Genomic DNA, 16,792 nt, shown 5'->3' on the forward strand with positions numbered 1-16,792 from the left:
ATGAGTAAATTACAAAACAAATGGGGCTGTTTGTTGCTTAGTTTAACGGTTGGGGTTGTGACACCGCTAACAACTGTGGGGGCTGCTGTGACTGAAGTACAGACCGTGACGACCGCCAATTCACTGCCACCAGTTGGTTCGGATGATGCTGTCGCGCGCTTGGTGGCGACCACGGCTTCAGCGGTGAGTGATTCGGCAGTTTCAAGTAGTGCGCCGGTAACTGACAGTGCGGCAAGCGAGGCCGCAAGTAGTGCCACCGTGACCAGTTCAACGACTACCAGTGAAGCTAGTCGGGCAGCGACTGAGACTGCAGTGACGAAAACCACGGCGACCACTGATGATACGGTGGCGACTGGGGTTAGTGGTACGGTTAATTGGACAATTGGTGATGATGGGGTCTTACATTTAAGTGCTGGGAGTTTCGGCACATTGCCAAGCAATAGTTCACTGTGGAACAGCTATGCGGCTCAGATTACCAGTATTAGTATTGAAGGTCCTATCACAGCGGGAGCGAATGCGACCTATGCTCGTCTATTCTCCGGGCTACTTAATGTAACCACGATTACGGGATTAAATCAGTTGAGTCTGGCTGGTGTGACTAATGTGAGTTATATGTTTTATAACGATACTAGTCTGATAAGCGTTGATTTTGGTGATAATGATTTTTCGAGTGTGGCGACCATGCTATCAATGTTTGAAGGCTGTACTAAACTAACGACCGTTGGGACAGCGTGGACTTTCAATAAGGTGACCAACTTATCAAGAATGTTCTATAATTGTGCATCCTTGACCACGGTCAATACGCACGATTGGAATACCAGCAATGTCACAGCACTTAGTGGGACCTTTTGGGGGTGTAAAGCCTTGACCGCCATTGATGTTAGTGGTTGGCAGCTTGGTAACGTGACCAGTTTGGAAAATACTTTTAATGGTTGTTCCAGCTTGACGACGTTAGCGGTTGGTAACTGGGACACAAGCAAGGTGACCTCCCTAAATAGCACCTTTATCAACTGCTCACAATTAACGACGCTAAATGTGAGTAAGTGGAAAATGGGTAATGTAACCACTTTAGCATCTGCTTTTAATGGTTGTCTCAATTTGACAACACTTCCGGTTGGTAATTGGGATACGAGCAATGTGACGACGCTTAACTATACTTTCACTAACTGCAAGAGCCTCACTTCCTTAGATATTAGTCAGTGGCAAACACCGAAATTAGTTACTTTTTCGCAGACATTTCAGGGTGCAAGTAGTCTTACAGCCTTGGACTTTAACGGGACGGGTTGGGATACGAGCAATGTGACTAGTATGCTTGGGCTTTTTAACGGTAGCGGATTAAAAACGCTTGATTTAAGTCAGTTGACGACGGCTAAAGTCACAAATTTTAAGAATACCTTTAGCGGAATGGCTAAGTTAACCACCTTGAATTTGGCTAGTTGGGATACTTCGGCGGCAACTAGTTATACGGCTATGTTTGGTAGTTCCCAAAACTTACAACATCTTACACTGGGAGAAAAATTCACGTTTCATGGTGATACATCGATGGCGTTGACCAGTGGTGCGATTACTAATGGATATACTGGAGATTGGCAGTTGGGGGATGATGGGCCGGCCATTGCGACAAACGACTTAATGACGACCTATGATGGCAGTACGATGGCCGGGCAGTATAATTGGGTCAAGGTACCGACTAAATCAACGGTTACTGTGAAGTATGTGGATACAATCGGTGAGACTGTGTCGCCAGCGGTAACTTATACTGGTACGGTTGGTTCTAACTACGCATTTGCGCCTAAAGTGTTGGCTGGTTATACATTAACAACCACCCCAGCTAATGCGACTGGTGTTTACACGACGGCCCCGATTACCGTGACATATGTGTATACGGGTAACCTGATATTTAGTTCAGTACCTAGTACGGTGAGCTTTGGGCGTCATATTCTGACGGGACAGTCGGCGACTTATGGCGCTAACTTAGATCAGGAGTTGGTGGTGAAGGATAATCGAAGTCCCAATGCCAGCTGGACGTTGTCAGCGCAACTAGGTGCCGGTGGTTTTGTCAATACAGCAACCGGTGATTCATTGGCGGCGACCCTAACTTATCGAGATGCGCTGGGCACCGCAACGGTGATTGGCAATGTGGCAACTCCAATTGTGACACAAATGAGTATCTCGAATAATCCCGTTAGTGTGTCAAGTGGTTGGTCAACGACGACTGGGTTACTCTTAACGGCGCAAGACAGTAGTTTAATTGGCACTTATCAGGCTAAAATCACATGGGATTTAGGTGATACCGTCGCAAATAACTAAACTTAATTATCCAGTTGTTATAACTAACGATTGGATAATTTTTTTGTGGTGTTTGAACCTGTGAAGTAGGCCCTAAAATAGTCGCTAAAGCCCCCGATTATTAGGGATCTATCCAGATTATGATAGGCTAAGGAGATGACGGCGCTAAAATTTAAAAAATTGCTATGTCCATTACAGTAACCTATGGTACGATAGATAATAATAGTGTGAAAGGTCGACAGTAAACGCGGTTAACTGTGACTGAATTGGTTGGTTGAAAATAAGCTAACGGGAATGAGTCATTAGCGCAAAAATGGCGGGGGTCGCCAGTTAAGGATGATGGGAGTAGCCATGAGAAAAAAATCGTATAAATGGGGTAGCCTAATCGTAGGAGTCATGTTGGGACTGGTAGCGCCAGTCGCGGTGGCTGTCGTGCCATTGATTGAAGTGCGAGCGGTTACGACCGCTGATACGTCGCAACCAGCCAGGGATAATTCAATTTCACGGTTGGTCACCGCCACGTCTTCAGCTGTCGATAATGAGGCACCGGTTCCGCCAAGTGCGTCGACAGATACGGCGACTACAACCGCTGACAGCACTTCGGCTAGTGATCAGAGTAGTCAGGCAACCGGTGCGTCAACGGCGAGCAGTTCAAAGACCAGTAGTTCAAAAGCCGCTACTGTTAGCAGTAGTAGCATGCCAAAGTCGTTGGCCCGGGAAGCCGCAGCGGCTGACGATATTGCCAGTGGTTTGAATGGGACTGTGAGTTGGCGGATTGACAGTACCGGGGTGTTGCATTTGAGCGGTGGGAGCTTGGCACATAGTGCTATCTTCAGCTCTCCCTGGGCTAGTTCGATTATTAATCCACTTTATGGTGGCGATTATGCGAGCCAGATTACTAGTATTAATATTGATGGTGAACTTACAGCGTCGACGATAACGGACTATTCATATCTGTTTGCCAATTTAACTAATGTAACTGATATTACCGGTTTAAATAATTTGAATATGACCGGAGTCAATTCGATGACTCGAATGTTTTATAATTGTACATCATTAATGCATCTTGATCTTTCTAATTGGAATGTAAGTCAAGTGGCTACGATGAAAGAAATGTTCTCCAATTGTCAGGCATTAATCAGTGTTGATACTACCGGATGGGACACTAATAGTGTTACAGATGTGTTAGATATGTTTTATAATTGTACGTCATTAATGCATCTTGATCTTTCTAATTGGAATGTAAGCCAGGTGACTACGATGAAACAAATGTTCTATGCATGTCAGGCATTAATCAGTGTTGATACTACCGGATGGGACACTAGTAGTGTTACAGATATGTCATATATGTTTTATAATTGTGCATCGTTAACTGATGTAACGACTTCGAACTGGCAAATGGGGAAAGTTGTGAATATGGCGTCTTTATTTGAGAATTGTAAAGCGTTAGTCACTGTTGATGTTAGTACATGGGATGTGAGTCAGGTTCAAAGATTTACTAGTGCTTTTTCCGGGGATACTCAATTAAAGCAACTGGATGTTTCGAATTGGGATACTAGTAATGCGTTGTATTTTAGATTTTCTTTTTCGGGTTGTCAAAATTTGATAGCTTTAGATGTGAGTCGGTGGGATGTTTCGCATGTGACGAATTTTACTTCAATGTTTCAAAACTGTAAAACAATAACAAATTTAGCTGTTGATAATTGGCAAATGGGAAATGCTACAGATATTAGTAATATTTTTGGCTTTTGTAGTGGGCTGACGTCCGTAAACGTTAGTCAATGGGATACTTCTAATGTAATTAACTTTGGTTCTGTTTTTAGCTGGTGTTTTAGCCTAGAAACTGTGGATGTTAGTCACTGGGAGACAGATAAGGGGACCTCTTTTTCTCAAGTCTTCTCAAATTGTAAGAACTTGACCTATGTGAATGTAAGCGATTGGCATGTTGAGAATGGCTCTTCTTTTTATAGTATGTTTCAACTCTGTTCTAAATTAACGAAATTAGATTTGTCTAAGTGGGATACAAGTAATGCAGTATCATTAAGTTTTATTTTTTCAGATTGCAACAATCTAGCTGCTATAAATGTCGATAATTGGAATACTAGTAAAGTGACTAATTTAACAGCGACCTTTCAGGATTGTTCTAGTTTGACGTTTTTAGACCTCTCTAGCTGGGATACAAGCAGGGCAACGACATATTCGAATATGCTCAATGGAGATACTAACTTAAAAAGCATTGTACTCGGTTCGAAGTTTACATTTCATGAAAGTACTGAAATGTCGCTTATTAAACCGAGTTCAAAGCCACCTTACACTGGTAAATGGCAATTCGGTACTGATGGTCCAACTTATACGGCTAGTGAGTTAATGATGGACTATGATGGTAGTACTATGGCTGGACGGTATAATTGGGAAGAACAAAATGGGACAGTTACGACCAGGTATGTTGATACTGATGGTAATGAACTTGCAAAAAGCACGTCACAAACTGGGCCAGTAGGTGCTAACTATACGACGTCTGCTCCCGACATTGATGGCTATGAATTGGCATCGACACCAGGCGATGCTACCGGGACTTATACAGTTGACCCGATTACCGTTACTTATATCTATCAAGGGATGCTGGTTTTTGATTCTGCTCCCAACGAATTGCGTTTCGGCACCCACAAGTTAGCCAGTCAGGCCACTTATGGGGCGACGCCTGACCAACCACTAACTGTGCAAGACAATCGGCGGCTGGATTCGGCTTGGACCCTGACAGCGCAATTAGGTTCAGGTGGTTTTGTGGATGATTCAGATGCTACGAAGCCGAAATACCTTGGTGCCACGTTGAGTTATCGTATAGGTGACCAGAATACGGTGATTGGACAGGCCGCCACACCGATTGTGACCCACACGACCACATCACATGACCCAGTTGAGTTATCAAGCGGGTGGTCGGATACGGCAGGTTTGGTGTTAACTTCACCGGAAAATGGGTTGGTGGGTCACTATCATGCCACGATTACGTGGAATTTGGGTGCCACGGTGGCAAACCAATAGTATGTCAATTAAGCTTTCAGAATCTTATTTTTTGGTAAAAGAAATGTTTAGAACGCAAAATTGGTCGTTCTAAGCACTTTTTTGTTATAAAATTGGAAAATTGATGGCACAAACCTTTATTAATTGGTTAATATTCGGTAACATAAACAACAGTAGCATAATTCAGCAATTTGCCAATTAACAATAATTGCAAGGAGATTATCATGGAAAAACAAAATCAGCCTGATCTCGAAAAACAAGATCAACCTACGCGCGAGTTAACCGATAGTTTACAACAAAAATTAGACTATTTAACAACGCTGCGTCAAGCAATTATGGCTGGCGATGACCGGTTGATCTATGAATTGATCGATGGTGATCACTATCATCAAGCCTTATTAAATGAGGATCAAAATCCCGCCCGAAATGTGCAAGTGGATTTGATTACGGATGTGCATCCGTCAATTAGTCATTACCTCAGTACGAAGTTAATTGATTATTTGGCACAGGTTTATCCGTTCTTTTACTATGAAGAAACCCAACCGGGCGAATTTCAAATTTATTTTGGGAATTGGTGGGACCGGCGTAAGTTCGGCAAGTTAAACGTTTTAAAGGTGGCTTTTGAATTCAGTCAAGCTGAATTTGACAAACTGCAAAAAACGTTTGAATTGGCCGCAGCGCATAAGCGTTTTAATACCGATAATATCCAGAAGGTCTCGGCGGCTAACGACGAGTTGCAAAAGTTAATTACGGCGCAAAGTGATCGCGACGATCAAAAAGACGCTTTACGGCAACAATTAAAAGAGAATGGCCAACGTAATTCTTTGTTTGATTCTGGTCGAATTAAAGAAGAACGCCAACAAATTATTGACCAATTATCGGCGCTGGCGGATGAAGATGAACAGGCGAATAATGCCCATGCAACGATGAAAGACAATGAAGCTAAAATTCTAACGTTATCGAAAGAGGACACGATTTTAGCCTACGAAAAGCAAGCCATTGAAAACGCATTTAAGAGTTTTGAAAACTTTAATGAGCGTAACCGTAGCCTCTATGTCGACTACCTCACCACGCTGATTGGAAAGGCGCAGGTTGATGCTGATGGCGAATGAAGACAAACAGATTGATTCCGCAACTTTAAGTACTCATGGCAAGCTGGCGATGTTTAACGAAGGCTTGAAGAGTGGTCTTGCTAATGGTCAACAGTTTACCGCATTGATGGACCAGTTGATTGATGCCACTGATGGCGAAGTGTTATTGACGGCAGCACAAAAGCTCGCTGATTTTAAGCTAGATTCGGCGTATGTGACGTTCCCACATCAATACAAAAATGCTGATTACTATCTTATTTTTATGAGTCGCTTATTGAGTATGCATGAAGATGAGCAGGCAATTTTGAATACACGGACCCATAGTGAGGCGCTGTATCACGTTTTTTCAGCGTTATCAGATGATTACACCTTCTTGTATCAAGTTGTTTCGAGTGGAAATGGTGGCGCTTATTATCATGAACAGACAACGGGTGAAAATTTATTTTACATTCATCTAGAACGCCGGTTACTACGGTTTAACAGCACGGCCTTTACGAATTTGTTCATTAACAAGTTATTATTAAAGGGGACCGGCGTTGACCAGATTAACACAGTTTTAGCAACGTTAATTAACTTCGGTCATTTCTTGCAAGATGACTTTGGCTTTAACGTGGACTTCAATATCTTAGACGTTGATAATGCGGCTAAGTATGAACTCCGTGAGACTGATCTAGCTGGTGAAGTGGTCGATAAGTTATTCGTTACGGCTGCCCAACATGATTATATGTTACGCAACTCGCCGAATGGTCGGGGTGCTCAGATTGAACTACCTGGGAAGCTAGTTGTGGATCTTTTCGATACTGGCACTGCTCAGCAAGCTAAATGGGTCCTGACGGTGCGTGATCCAGATCAACGGGTGTCATGGTTCGATGTCTTACTACACTTTGACTTCATGCGTGATTGGTATTTAGACAATATTGCCTCACTTGAAATTAAAGCGGACCCCGTGGTATTTGCGTAACTTTCAGGAGGATGTATGTTAGATTTAACCACTTTATTACAACAATCAATTCGTTTAGACCGGGACATTACGGCGAAACAAGCCATTCATTGGCGGCCAGCTGAACGATTGCAAAATGCGATGGTCGCTTTAGATGTTGAATTGGCCGAAATGGCGAATACATCAGAATGGTTCAAAGTTTGGAAGATTCACAAAGGCAAGGCGGATGCTGGGAAGACGGCGCGTGAAACGCTGTTAAATGAATACGTCGATGCGATGGATTTCTTTTTCCTAGTGGCGGCGATTCAACAGTGGACGCACCTTATTCCTATGACGGCGACTGACTTAGAAGAGCTTAGTGCCAAGCCAAGTACAGACTTGAATAAACAGTATTTGGCCATTAAACAGCTATTATATGATGCTTACTTTACCCATCGTCAAGCCAGTTATCAACACGCTTGGCATGTGTTCTTGAAACTGGGACTTGTGGATTTTGGTTATTCGCAGGCGGAGATTCAAGCAGCGTTCATTGCTAAGAACCAAGTGAACGAGCAACGGCAAAAAGATAATTATTAAAAGGGAAGTGTAACTGGCTTGGGGCTGGTTATGCTTTTTTAGTTGGCTACTAAAATAAGAATAAAAGCAGGTTACTATCCGGTAGATGTTGGAATTACTGCTAGCTAGGCTAAATGGTAAAATAATCAATTCACCGATTTAGCTTAGTGACAAATTGAAGGGTCAATAAAATGCCACATCGACCAATCAAGGGCAGTGCGGCGTTTTTTTAGAATAATTATCGTTTAAAAATTTATGCCGGGTGGAAATCAAATTGCACATATTCGTTGCAATGAGAGTGTCTGGTAATAAAGCGGGCAGGTGATAATTTAAAGAATTAGTGACGTAACTATCAAATCAAATACTAATCACTAATCCTCGATGCCACGCTTGAATGTTTTTTGACGTGTTTCTAAGTCAATTTTATTTTAATAGTTGTAGATTTAATGCAAACTAAAAGCAGTGATTAATTCGTCTAATTATGTCATGACCTACACCACTAATTTTGCTAACTTGGTAGCGGGTGATGTGATTTAAGTCTAAATAATCTTGGGATATACTCATTTGTTTAAAGATTTCCTTATTATTAAAACTAAAAACGCCCATATAAAACTATTACTTGGATAATGAGCGAAAGAGTCAATTATAATCATCTGACATAATTATGGTTACGAAAGAACAGACGCTTTATGTGCACAATTTGTGCACATTTTTTTAATAATCTGATGTAATCTAGTGTAAACTAAAAATCAGGAACCACGCTAAATGTTGCTTTAACGGGATTCCTGATTTTAAAAAAAGTTTTTATGTGACCAATTATGTCACGAGTGGACATTTTAAACGCTTATATGTCAGTGTTTATAGGGTGTTTGGTCAAAAAAGTTCAAAATTATTTTTTTGTTTTTTCGGTGGTAAAATAGTATAAACAAAAAACGATTTTTTATACTGAATTTATGCATGTTTAGCTTTAGCAACATGTTTAGGAATAATCGTATCTAGACTAGCATCAATCTTTTCATCATAGCGTGCTTTATATTCGTCAATCAAGTATGCGTATACACGCGACGTAGTACCGATATCAGAGTGTCCAAGTCTTTTTGATATAACGTATAGATCAACATCGTTAGCGAGTAGGAACGCAACGTGAGAGTGTCTCAGGCTATGGAAGTGGAATCCTTTACGTTCGATGTCTAAATCTTTTAGGCATTCTCGTAATTTTTTGTTAACAGCATTGGAGCTTGGTATTTGTCCGTTCTGATTCATGAATACTAAACCGAGTTGATTTGAGTTTGCTTTTTTTAGTGGTTTTAGCAAATCAAGAAGTTGCTGATTGACCCGAATGGTTCGGACTGAGCTTTCATTTTTAGTGGGTTTGAAGCCGCCGCCTTCTTGGTAGTTCCAAGCCTTGTTAATCGAGATTGTTTTGAAGTTAAAATTAATATCTTTCCAAGTTAATGCCATGATTTCGCCTAAACGGGCACCAGTAAGCATGGCAGTTAATATCATATAACGCGATGTATATCGAGTAGATAGACCGGCCACTAGGTATTCGCCCAATGCGTTTATTTCTGCCATGTTAAGATATTCAACCTTCCACGTACGAGACTTGTCAAATGTAAGGATGATATCTTTTGTGAAGTCTTTAGGGATGACATCTTCATAAACAGCGTTACGGACTGCTGCTCGAATGTGAGCATTGGTTTTTCTAACAGTACCCTTAGCGTGTACCTTGCCATAAGCGTTAATAAAGCGCTGATAGTCGCGTCTAGTAATATCTTTAATACAAGTACCGCCAAAGTAGTCTTGAATGTCCTTAGACGTCAATTCATAGCGATAGGCAGTAACGCTTGATATATTAGGTTCACGGTAGGTATGGAACCAGTCTAAGAAGTATTCGGTTAGGGTTTGATTGGCACCTAAGTCTACACCAGTTTGTTTCTCAGTTTCCAATTGACTAGCATAGAGAGTAGCTTCGCGCTTAGTCTTGAATCCTGACTTTTGTTGTGTCTTGAAGTTACCGTCGGCATCTTTGTAGCTAATACGAATCCGCCACTGATCACCGTGTTTTTGAATGCTTGCCATAATAAATTCCTCCTTGTGATATACTAGAGGAGCTAAAAGGGCGTACTAGTCCCCTCTAGTGAATAATTCAGGTTGGCGCATCCATCTTCTTGGCGGGAGTGGGATGTGCCTTTTTTATTTAATTGTACATGAGCATATTTGTATATGTTTTATTATTAACGGTAGGGCCTTCTTTTGAAAGCTGTTTATTTGTGAAAACATGGTTGTTCCCGGCCACACTACCATCTACGTAGTAAGAAGTAGAATTATCGAAGAAATCACTAGTACCAACTGCTAGGTTATTGTTAACATTATCAGACTTGAAATAGATAGCGAATAAGGTGTCACCTGAAGCCTCTTTCTGGATGAATCCAATACCCTTGCTACTGTCTGTGTTATGAATAACCTTCATAATATTTTCAATATTGCCAATCATTTTTTGAGTCTGTGACTGATTTTTAATATTGAATCCAGTAGTAGTAACAACCAATCCTAACTTCGAATCAGTATTGATTGATTTGATATATTTACTTGCTGCTGGTTTTTCTTTTGAAAGCGCCGAGATTACGTTACTAGCATTACCTGAAATATTAACCGTGTCATTTTTGGATGAACTTGGACTATCATCATTAGTATTAGTCGTAGCGGAGCTGTCGTAGTTTTCTTTTTTTGAATTATAAGTCGCCATTAAGCTCTGTCTAGTTTTAGAATCATCAATTGTGTAGATTTCATCTCGAACTGATTCATATTGTGAAATCGGAGTGTCTAAACGTAAATTGGCCAGTTCCTTTTTTACTGATTTTTCTATCTTAGCGTCTCTGTGCTGCTGATCTATTTTATTGACTGCAACCGTTGTGCCACCAACAACAGCTAAAAATACGAAAATCATGAGCCCACGTATTAACTTGGTATCTTTAAGAAAAGGAATCTTAAAGCGTTGTGTCCCATATATACCTAGTAATATGAATAGAATACTTGCAACAAGAGTGGGTATGGAACTAAATGAGGTAATCAAAACAAGAGCACCTAGGATTATCAAGATCCAACCCCACCAGCTTTTTTTAGAAAAAATGAAAATTATTGACACGATTATAGCAATTATGAAAGCTAATTCTCCAATCATTAAAACTCCTCCAAAATATTATTCCCCAACATAATCCCCATGAACTTAAATCTAATTCACAGCTTTTAACGATATCCGTTCTGGTCATAACAACTTAATGTTTTTACTACTGAGATAGAATAGTGGATTTCATAAGCTAAAAGCACCAGTGTTAATTTTTATGCCAAGAGCATCTTCAGCGATGTTACGGATGAATAGTTGTTGCTTAGGTTCCAAACAATATGCATCACTGAAACGTGTTACATCGAAGTCTTGTGGTTCAATGCCACTCTCGTTAACGTAATTCTTAATCATAATGTAGAAGGCACCGTGGTTGGCACGGGATTCAATCTTACTATTGGAAACCATGCTAGTGTCTATGAGTGGCTCTATACTGTCGTCTAATAAGCAGTGATAGAATTCGTGACACTTAACAAACGTGGGAAAGCTAGTCTTTTCATTAATGAAAAAAGTTCGAGTGAGAGGAATAGAGTAGCCATTAATATTATCTGGCAAGCCGCTAGTTAAATGGTAGGTTATACCATAGTGACTAATTAGACGATCAGGGTCCCACGTACCTAATGTTTGCATATCGGTTAACGCTTCGTCCAAAGTATCATAGATCATCTAATCACTTCATTCCTTATTAATTTTATTTCCATCGTTACCGTAACCACCATACTGACGCAAGCGGTCTTGACCTTCCTTACTATTAAGGTAGGTTGTTACTAGTGCACGAATCGCTGCTTTATCTTCATCGGATAAGGCGTGATCACGTGATGTTAGCATTGCTGAATCGTTAACTATATCTTCCACGTCAATATGTTTAGGATCATCAGTTTGTTGTGTGTCATCGTTTCCAAGAAGATAGTCAACCGAAACGTGAAAGTAGTTTGCAACCTTTTGTACTTTATCAATTGTAGGTTTTTTTGTATTCCAGCGATAAATCGTATTTTCGCCAAACCCTAATTGCAGTGCTAGTTGCTTTAAAGACAATCCTTTACTTGCAGCTAGCTCTTTTATAATTGCAACGGTGTCCATAGTGAGTCATCCCTTCAAAGTGGTATAGAAAGCACAAAGTATCAAAAATGGTATTCTTATGTTGACAAGTACCACATATGGTATTAAACTATGGTCATAGGTTAAAGAAGTTATTTAACACAAAATCATAGTAATATGAAAATGCCAATTATTTCAGACCGGACAGTTAGAAACTATGGCTTATTTCTTTATGCCTATATAGTACCACTTGTGGTACTAGACTGCAATAAAAATATCATATAGGGGAGGCATGAATATGAGCGGACTTGTAAATAACATAAAAAAATTAGCGTTAGCAAATCATCTAACAATTGAAGATGTTGGTAAAAGTTCAGGGGTTGGCGAAAAAGTTATTTATCGTTGGGATAGAATCCCACCTAAAATAGCGACCTTGAAAAAGGTTGGTGACTATTTGGGGGTTGATTACAGATTGTTGTTACCACCTGAAGATGAAAAAACGAAAGGAATGATCTAAATGAACGAATTACAGCAGGTTAAATACAACGGTGATTTGATTTTAACTACGGAGCAGTTAGCTGATTTTTATGAAACGACAGTTAATCGTATTATTGACAATTTTCATGAGAACAAAGATAAGTTTTTAGAAGGCAAACACTATTACATCTTACAGGGCAATAAACTCAAGGAGTTTAAGAGGGTCATCGGAAATTCCGATAAGCCTCTAATTAATAAATATACTAGCCAATTAGTTTTATGGACCAGACAAGGTGCTAGCCGACATTCAAAAATGCTGGGTACTGATAAGGCTTGGGATATGTTCGATGTACTCGAGGAAAACTATTTTAATCCACAACAAGTTAAAATTCCGACCACGCCGCGTGAGTTAGCAAGGCTAGCATTAGAAGTTAATGAAGAAACTAACGTGCGTATAGACAGCGTTGAGAAGGATATCAAGGAATTGCGGGATGATTGGGTGCTTACTCCGGGTGAGTATAACTACATTGGTAAGCGAGCCTCACGGCAGGTAAACGAGTACGCAAAGGTTCATTCGTTCATCACTAACAGCAAGCAGCGTAGCCTCTTATTCAAAGATATTAACCGGAGCATTAATGAAGTCGCGGGAACGAAAACTCGTTCACAATTACGTGCAAAAGATTTCAATATGGTAGACGAGTTAATTACCGATTGGCAACCATCCGTGTCAACTGTTCAGATTATTAAGCGAATGAGTGATGAGGCTGATGGTCAAATGAACCTAGATGTTGATGACAAAGAGGAGGAATAGTCATGGAATATGAAAATGTGCGTGTAGCGTTGAAATTCTTATTAGATTACAACGATTCAAAATTAAATCCTAATTTGAAGACGCAATATAACAACGGTGGTTGGGTCGCGAGTGCAGCCAAGGATGTTCAAAAAGTCAATTATGAGTCTTAGTGAACATTGCTGACTTACTCGGTATGAGTGATTTGTATTTAGGTAATAACGAAGTTAAAAGTAAGGAGGACATGTTATGCAAGCACTTAAAGTAGCAGCCACTCCAATGCATATTGCAAACATGGATCAATATGTGTTGGTTGATACGGATGCGTATAACAAATTATTGGACCAGACTATGAACGGCCGTACCTGGACTATGGCAGATTTACGAATCTGGTGTGGTAATAAGTCGATTGACTGGTTAAAAAAGAACATTCTTGAGAATCCAAAATACAGTCGTGAAATTGGACGTATGGAGAACCAAGGGCAATTAATTCATAAAGGATATGGTAGCGCGTGGAAGTTCAAGGCCAATGTGATGGCGGCGTTCTTGGAAGATCACTGGGAAGAATTACCGTGGTAGGAGGAAGAACAATGATTATATTACCGAATTGGGTAGCAGTAGTGATATTAACATGGGCGCTAACAACGCTGTGGTGCAAACGTCACAAGATTAGTAGTTGGTTTGGAATTTAGGAGGCAGCAATGTTAGTAAATAAATATTATATGTACACCTTATTAGAGCGAGCTAAAAATCGTGTAGGCCACGATGGCTATATCGAACTTAATGCAATCTTCAATGCAAAATATCGAGAAAAACGAAGTAAGGAGATATTCTCAAGTGTTTTCTTCTTGGGAGTCAAGAAACACCAATATCTTGATCGTAATCTATGGAATCAGGTTGAAGCAAAAGAGCGTTTTGAACAAATGGATAAAGAATTGGATTTATTGCGAGGCATGACACCACGACAGCTCTTACGTATTTTTCCGATTGATAAAACATATGACAAGACGGGTGATGTTAAAGACTATAGAACGACTGTAAAGATGTTAGACACGTATGGGATGGACACTAGAATTGACAGTGTTGTTGACTTTTTATGGGATTACTCGAACTGGGATTTACGCATATACCTAGTTGATTATTTAACTGCACTAGATGATTTAGAAAAGGAAAATGGTAAGTCAGGAATGATCGAGCAATTTTTAACTAATGAGGGTATGACACATGATTAAACGGTTGCAAGGTGTTACTAAAACGCTTGGTTTAAAGGCCAAAAATGAGACAATCATGGATTTAGAACTTCATTGGTGTAATCCACATGAGGTTCCGAACCAATTGAAAGCAATGGGGGATAACCTCAGTTTTGCTGATTGCCAATGTGTGTTGATGATACTTGGTTTACGAAAAGCCGAGTCATGGTTTATTAATAATAATTTACGGCAGTATGGTTTGTCACTTGATGAGTTTACAGAGTCGTTGAACAAGCTAAAACGTCATGATGTCTTAGATTATAAGTATACGCAGACATCGGCAAGACACGTAAAAGGCTGGATTCTAGCTTAAAGGAGGTTAACCAATGGCACAGCGAAGAATGCTAAGTAAGCAAATTACGGAGACAGATATGTTTATGGACTTGCCTTTATCATCGCAAGCACTCTATTTGCACTTGATTATGAATGCTGATGATGACGGGTTCTTGGGTAATGCAAAAACTATTTTAAAAATGGTTGGCGCTAGCAATGATGATTTTAAATTACTAATTGCTAAACAGTTCATCATTGTATTTGATGATGGCATAGCTGTAATAAAGGATTGGCGGATTCACAATTACATCCGTAAAGATAGATACCATTCAACCATGTATGTGAATCATAAAAGTGAGCTGACAGTAGATGAAAGCCAATCATATCAGCAAGTTAGTGATGGTATGACATTTGGTATACCAGATGGCAACCAAATGGATACCGAGGTTAGGTTAGGTAAGGTAAGGTTAGGTAAGGGTAATAAAGAACATAGTACGGCTGACGCCGAACCGCTCGACTGGCAGATTGTCATTGATTACCTTAACAAAAAAGCTAAAAAGCATTTTAAACACACTGATGCTAATAAACGAGTGATTATGGCACGTTTTAAAGACGGTGACTTTACTGTGGCTGACATGAAGCAAGTTATTGATAATCAGTGCTCTAAATGGCTTAACGATCCACAAATGAATCAGTATCTACGACCATCTACTTTATTTCAAGCATCTAAATTTGAAGGATATCTAAATAATCAGCCATCAAATGAAAATCAACCAGAATCGCGAGAGGACTGGTTTGGATGAAAAAGGCACTCTTTGATCCTGAGAGACTAGCTAAAATAATTGCGGATAAGAATATTGATGTGAGTAAACTACCAACCAAGGAGGAGCTAGATCAGCAGACTTTGGTTAAAGCTCAGCAGGCTGTGAAAATCAACCATCAACGATACTACTACTCGATGTCAGTGTGGTCAGGTAATATTCCTCTACGGTTTAGGTTCGATAATTGGGATATACAGAAGCAACCGAATGTCGAACGAGCTAAGGCCTTAGGAAATCAAGCTTTTGTACTAACCAAGGAGCTTAAAGATACTCAGTTTAACGTAATTTTATCGGGTGACCGTGGTGTTGGTAAAACCTCACTTGCTCTGGCAATTATGGACCAATTAAAGCAATCCGGTCAGACTGTGATGTTTGTTTCAACGGCTGAATTACTACGACTGGTCAATGACAAGTACGAGGCCCCTGATGTCCGTACTCGTTTAATTGAAATTACTAGGGCGATGAAGTCGGTAGATGTATTGGTATTGGATGACTTTGGTACTGAGGGCGGTAAGCCTAGCGATAGGGGCCGATACAAGTCAGTTCATAGTGACCTACAAGCATTGATATATCAAGTTGCCAATGCTCGCTGTGACTTTGAACATAACGAGGTCAAGCATACGACTATCATCACGACTAATAATAAAAAGAAGCAGCTTGAAGACATGTATGATCGAAAGACAATTGATCGATTATTTAGCAAAGTAGCAGGTCATCAGTTGTTATTCGATGAAATGGAAGGAGTACGTAATGTATGACTTGTAAAAGTAGTACTACGCCTGTTATGGGTATTCACTTGCATGATATACACAGTATGGCAAGCAAGTTAGAGACGTTAACTAAGAATCAACAGTTAGACCAGAATGATATTAAATCGATTTTGATAGTCATTGATTTGAATCCTGAGCCGATGTCAATTGACGATGAGCTTGAAAGTTCCAAACTGACTAGAAAAGAATTTGCAAAATCTATCAAGAAACTCGCAGAGCTTAAACTTATTGACTGGGATTTTAATTGGTGAACTTGCTGACATTTTTCTGGGTATTAGAGAGGATGTGAAAAATGAATATAGAGGATGAAGCGGACAAGTTACGATCTTTGAACAATAAAGTGGTTTCTATCC

The 16,792-nt window shown here is 40.1% G+C and carries 18 protein-coding genes; 14 read left to right on the forward strand and 4 right to left on the reverse strand.

Annotation, left to right across the window (positions count from 1 at the left end):
* From C5Z25_RS11980 to C5Z25_RS12000, 5 genes are all read left to right on the forward strand, one after another.
* Entirely contained in the window at positions 1–2,310 is a 2,310-nt protein-coding gene (locus C5Z25_RS11980; RefSeq protein ID WP_158682947.1) for a BspA family leucine-rich repeat surface protein, read from the forward strand.
* Positions 2,311–2,640: 330 nt separating this feature from the next.
* On the forward strand, positions 2,641–5,331 hold the full coding sequence (locus tag C5Z25_RS11985) for a BspA family leucine-rich repeat surface protein (protein WP_158682948.1): 2,691 nt from the start codon (positions 2,641–2,643) through the stop codon (positions 5,329–5,331).
* A gap of 203 nt (positions 5,332–5,534) precedes the next feature.
* A complete protein-coding gene (locus C5Z25_RS11990) occupies positions 5,535–6,422 on the forward strand; it encodes an exonuclease SbcC (RefSeq protein ID WP_105452780.1) in 888 nt (295 codons plus the stop codon).
* Complete coding sequence (locus C5Z25_RS11995; protein WP_105452895.1) at positions 6,409–7,362, forward strand: hypothetical protein; 954 nt, start codon at positions 6,409–6,411, stop codon at positions 7,360–7,362. The genes C5Z25_RS11990 and C5Z25_RS11995 overlap by 14 nt, the downstream gene beginning before the upstream one ends.
* 15 nt (positions 7,363–7,377) lie before the next feature.
* Positions 7,378–7,917, forward strand: a complete 540-nt coding sequence (locus tag C5Z25_RS12000) for a dUTP diphosphatase (protein WP_105452781.1) — start codon at positions 7,378–7,380, stop codon at positions 7,915–7,917.
* Positions 7,918–8,847: 930 nt separating this feature from the next.
* On the opposite strand, the gene C5Z25_RS12005 is transcribed toward C5Z25_RS12000, so the two are convergent.
* From C5Z25_RS12005 to C5Z25_RS12020, 4 genes are all read right to left on the reverse strand, one after another.
* Positions 8,848–9,978: a site-specific integrase gene (locus tag C5Z25_RS12005; RefSeq protein ID WP_105452782.1), complete on the reverse strand. Its 1,131-nt coding sequence runs from the start codon at positions 9,976–9,978 to the stop codon at positions 8,848–8,850.
* Positions 9,979–10,096: 118 nt separating this feature from the next.
* Positions 10,097–11,080 (reverse strand): hypothetical protein, encoded by a 984-nt coding sequence (locus C5Z25_RS12010; protein WP_105452783.1) that lies wholly within the window; start codon positions 11,078–11,080, stop codon positions 10,097–10,099.
* 129 nt (positions 11,081–11,209) lie between these two features.
* Positions 11,210–11,686: a hypothetical protein gene (locus C5Z25_RS12015; RefSeq protein ID WP_105452784.1), complete on the reverse strand. Its 477-nt coding sequence runs from the start codon at positions 11,684–11,686 to the stop codon at positions 11,210–11,212.
* A gap of 9 nt (positions 11,687–11,695) precedes the next feature.
* On the reverse strand, positions 11,696–12,100 hold the full coding sequence (locus tag C5Z25_RS12020; protein WP_105452785.1) for a helix-turn-helix domain-containing protein: 405 nt from the start codon (positions 12,098–12,100) through the stop codon (positions 11,696–11,698).
* A gap of 256 nt (positions 12,101–12,356) precedes the next feature.
* On the opposite strand from C5Z25_RS12020, the gene C5Z25_RS12025 reads away from it, so the two are divergent.
* The 9 genes from C5Z25_RS12025 to C5Z25_RS12065 all read left to right on the forward strand — a co-directional run bounded on the left by C5Z25_RS12025 (position 12,357) and on the right by C5Z25_RS12065 (position 16,690).
* Positions 12,357–12,575: a helix-turn-helix domain-containing protein gene (locus C5Z25_RS12025; RefSeq protein ID WP_234002750.1), complete on the forward strand. Its 219-nt coding sequence runs from the start codon at positions 12,357–12,359 to the stop codon at positions 12,573–12,575.
* The gene (locus C5Z25_RS12030; RefSeq protein WP_105452787.1) at positions 12,576–13,346 is read left to right on the forward strand and encodes an ORF6N domain-containing protein; all 771 of its coding nucleotides are present in this window, start codon (positions 12,576–12,578) and stop codon (positions 13,344–13,346) included. It abuts the gene before it with no gap.
* Positions 13,347–13,348: 2 nt separating this feature from the next.
* Positions 13,349–13,498 (forward strand): hypothetical protein, encoded by a 150-nt coding sequence (locus tag C5Z25_RS12670; protein WP_234002751.1) that lies wholly within the window; start codon positions 13,349–13,351, stop codon positions 13,496–13,498.
* A gap of 76 nt (positions 13,499–13,574) precedes the next feature.
* The gene (locus C5Z25_RS12040) at positions 13,575–13,904 is read left to right on the forward strand and encodes a DUF771 domain-containing protein (RefSeq protein WP_105452788.1); all 330 of its coding nucleotides are present in this window, start codon (positions 13,575–13,577) and stop codon (positions 13,902–13,904) included.
* A 122-nt stretch (positions 13,905–14,026) separates the two neighbouring features.
* Complete coding sequence (locus C5Z25_RS12045) at positions 14,027–14,557, forward strand: hypothetical protein (protein WP_105452789.1); 531 nt, start codon at positions 14,027–14,029, stop codon at positions 14,555–14,557.
* Positions 14,550–14,888, forward strand: coding sequence for a hypothetical protein (locus tag C5Z25_RS12050; protein ID WP_105452790.1), 339 nt, complete (start codon positions 14,550–14,552; stop codon positions 14,886–14,888). Before C5Z25_RS12045 ends, C5Z25_RS12050 begins: the two co-directional genes overlap by 8 nt.
* 13 nt (positions 14,889–14,901) lie before the next feature.
* Positions 14,902–15,651 carry a conserved phage C-terminal domain-containing protein gene (locus tag C5Z25_RS12055; RefSeq protein WP_105452791.1) on the forward strand — a complete coding sequence of 250 codons (750 nt, stop codon included), beginning with the start codon at positions 14,902–14,904 and terminating at the stop codon, positions 15,649–15,651.
* On the forward strand, positions 15,648–16,427 hold the full coding sequence (locus C5Z25_RS12060) for an ATP-binding protein (protein WP_105452792.1): 780 nt from the start codon (positions 15,648–15,650) through the stop codon (positions 16,425–16,427). The genes C5Z25_RS12055 and C5Z25_RS12060 overlap by 4 nt, the downstream gene beginning before the upstream one ends.
* Positions 16,424–16,690 carry a hypothetical protein gene (locus tag C5Z25_RS12065; RefSeq protein ID WP_105452793.1) on the forward strand — a complete coding sequence of 89 codons (267 nt, stop codon included), beginning with the start codon at positions 16,424–16,426 and terminating at the stop codon, positions 16,688–16,690. The genes C5Z25_RS12060 and C5Z25_RS12065 overlap by 4 nt, the downstream gene beginning before the upstream one ends.
* Positions 16,691–16,792: the final 102 nt, after the last annotated feature.

This window comes from Lactobacillus sp. CBA3605 (assembly GCF_002970915.1).
In the GTDB taxonomy this organism is placed as follows: Bacteria; Bacillota; Bacilli; order Lactobacillales; family Lactobacillaceae; genus Lactiplantibacillus.

Bases quoted from the DNA above. Each gene is read 5' to 3' on its own strand.
- C5Z25_RS11990 (WP_105452780.1), top strand. From the start codon at position 5,535: ATGGAAAAACAAAATCAGCCTGATCTCGAAAAACAAGATCAACCTACG.
- C5Z25_RS12055 (WP_105452791.1), top strand. From the start codon at position 14,902: ATGGCACAGCGAAGAATGCTAAGTAAGCAAATTACGGAGACAGATATG.
- C5Z25_RS12000 (WP_105452781.1), top strand. From the start codon at position 7,378: ATGTTAGATTTAACCACTTTATTACAACAATCAATTCGTTTAGACCGG.
- C5Z25_RS12015 (WP_105452784.1), bottom strand. From the start codon at position 11,686: ATGATCTATGATACTTTGGACGAAGCGTTAACCGATATGCAAACATTA.
- C5Z25_RS12045 (WP_105452789.1), top strand. From the start codon at position 14,027: ATGTTAGTAAATAAATATTATATGTACACCTTATTAGAGCGAGCTAAA.
- C5Z25_RS12065 (WP_105452793.1), top strand. From the start codon at position 16,424: ATGACTTGTAAAAGTAGTACTACGCCTGTTATGGGTATTCACTTGCAT.
- C5Z25_RS12010 (WP_105452783.1), bottom strand. From the start codon at position 11,080: ATGATTGGAGAATTAGCTTTCATAATTGCTATAATCGTGTCAATAATT.
- C5Z25_RS11985 (WP_158682948.1), top strand. From the start codon at position 2,641: ATGAGAAAAAAATCGTATAAATGGGGTAGCCTAATCGTAGGAGTCATG.
- C5Z25_RS12050 (WP_105452790.1), top strand. From the start codon at position 14,550: ATGATTAAACGGTTGCAAGGTGTTACTAAAACGCTTGGTTTAAAGGCC.
- C5Z25_RS12670 (WP_234002751.1), top strand. From the start codon at position 13,349: ATGGAATATGAAAATGTGCGTGTAGCGTTGAAATTCTTATTAGATTAC.
- C5Z25_RS12025 (WP_234002750.1), top strand. From the start codon at position 12,357: ATGAGCGGACTTGTAAATAACATAAAAAAATTAGCGTTAGCAAATCAT.
- C5Z25_RS12060 (WP_105452792.1), top strand. From the start codon at position 15,648: ATGAAAAAGGCACTCTTTGATCCTGAGAGACTAGCTAAAATAATTGCG.
- C5Z25_RS12020 (WP_105452785.1), bottom strand. From the start codon at position 12,100: ATGGACACCGTTGCAATTATAAAAGAGCTAGCTGCAAGTAAAGGATTG.
- C5Z25_RS11980 (WP_158682947.1), top strand. From the start codon at position 1: ATGAGTAAATTACAAAACAAATGGGGCTGTTTGTTGCTTAGTTTAACG.
- C5Z25_RS12040 (WP_105452788.1), top strand. From the start codon at position 13,575: ATGCAAGCACTTAAAGTAGCAGCCACTCCAATGCATATTGCAAACATG.
- C5Z25_RS12005 (WP_105452782.1), bottom strand. From the start codon at position 9,978: ATGGCAAGCATTCAAAAACACGGTGATCAGTGGCGGATTCGTATTAGC.
- C5Z25_RS12030 (WP_105452787.1), top strand. From the start codon at position 12,576: ATGAACGAATTACAGCAGGTTAAATACAACGGTGATTTGATTTTAACT.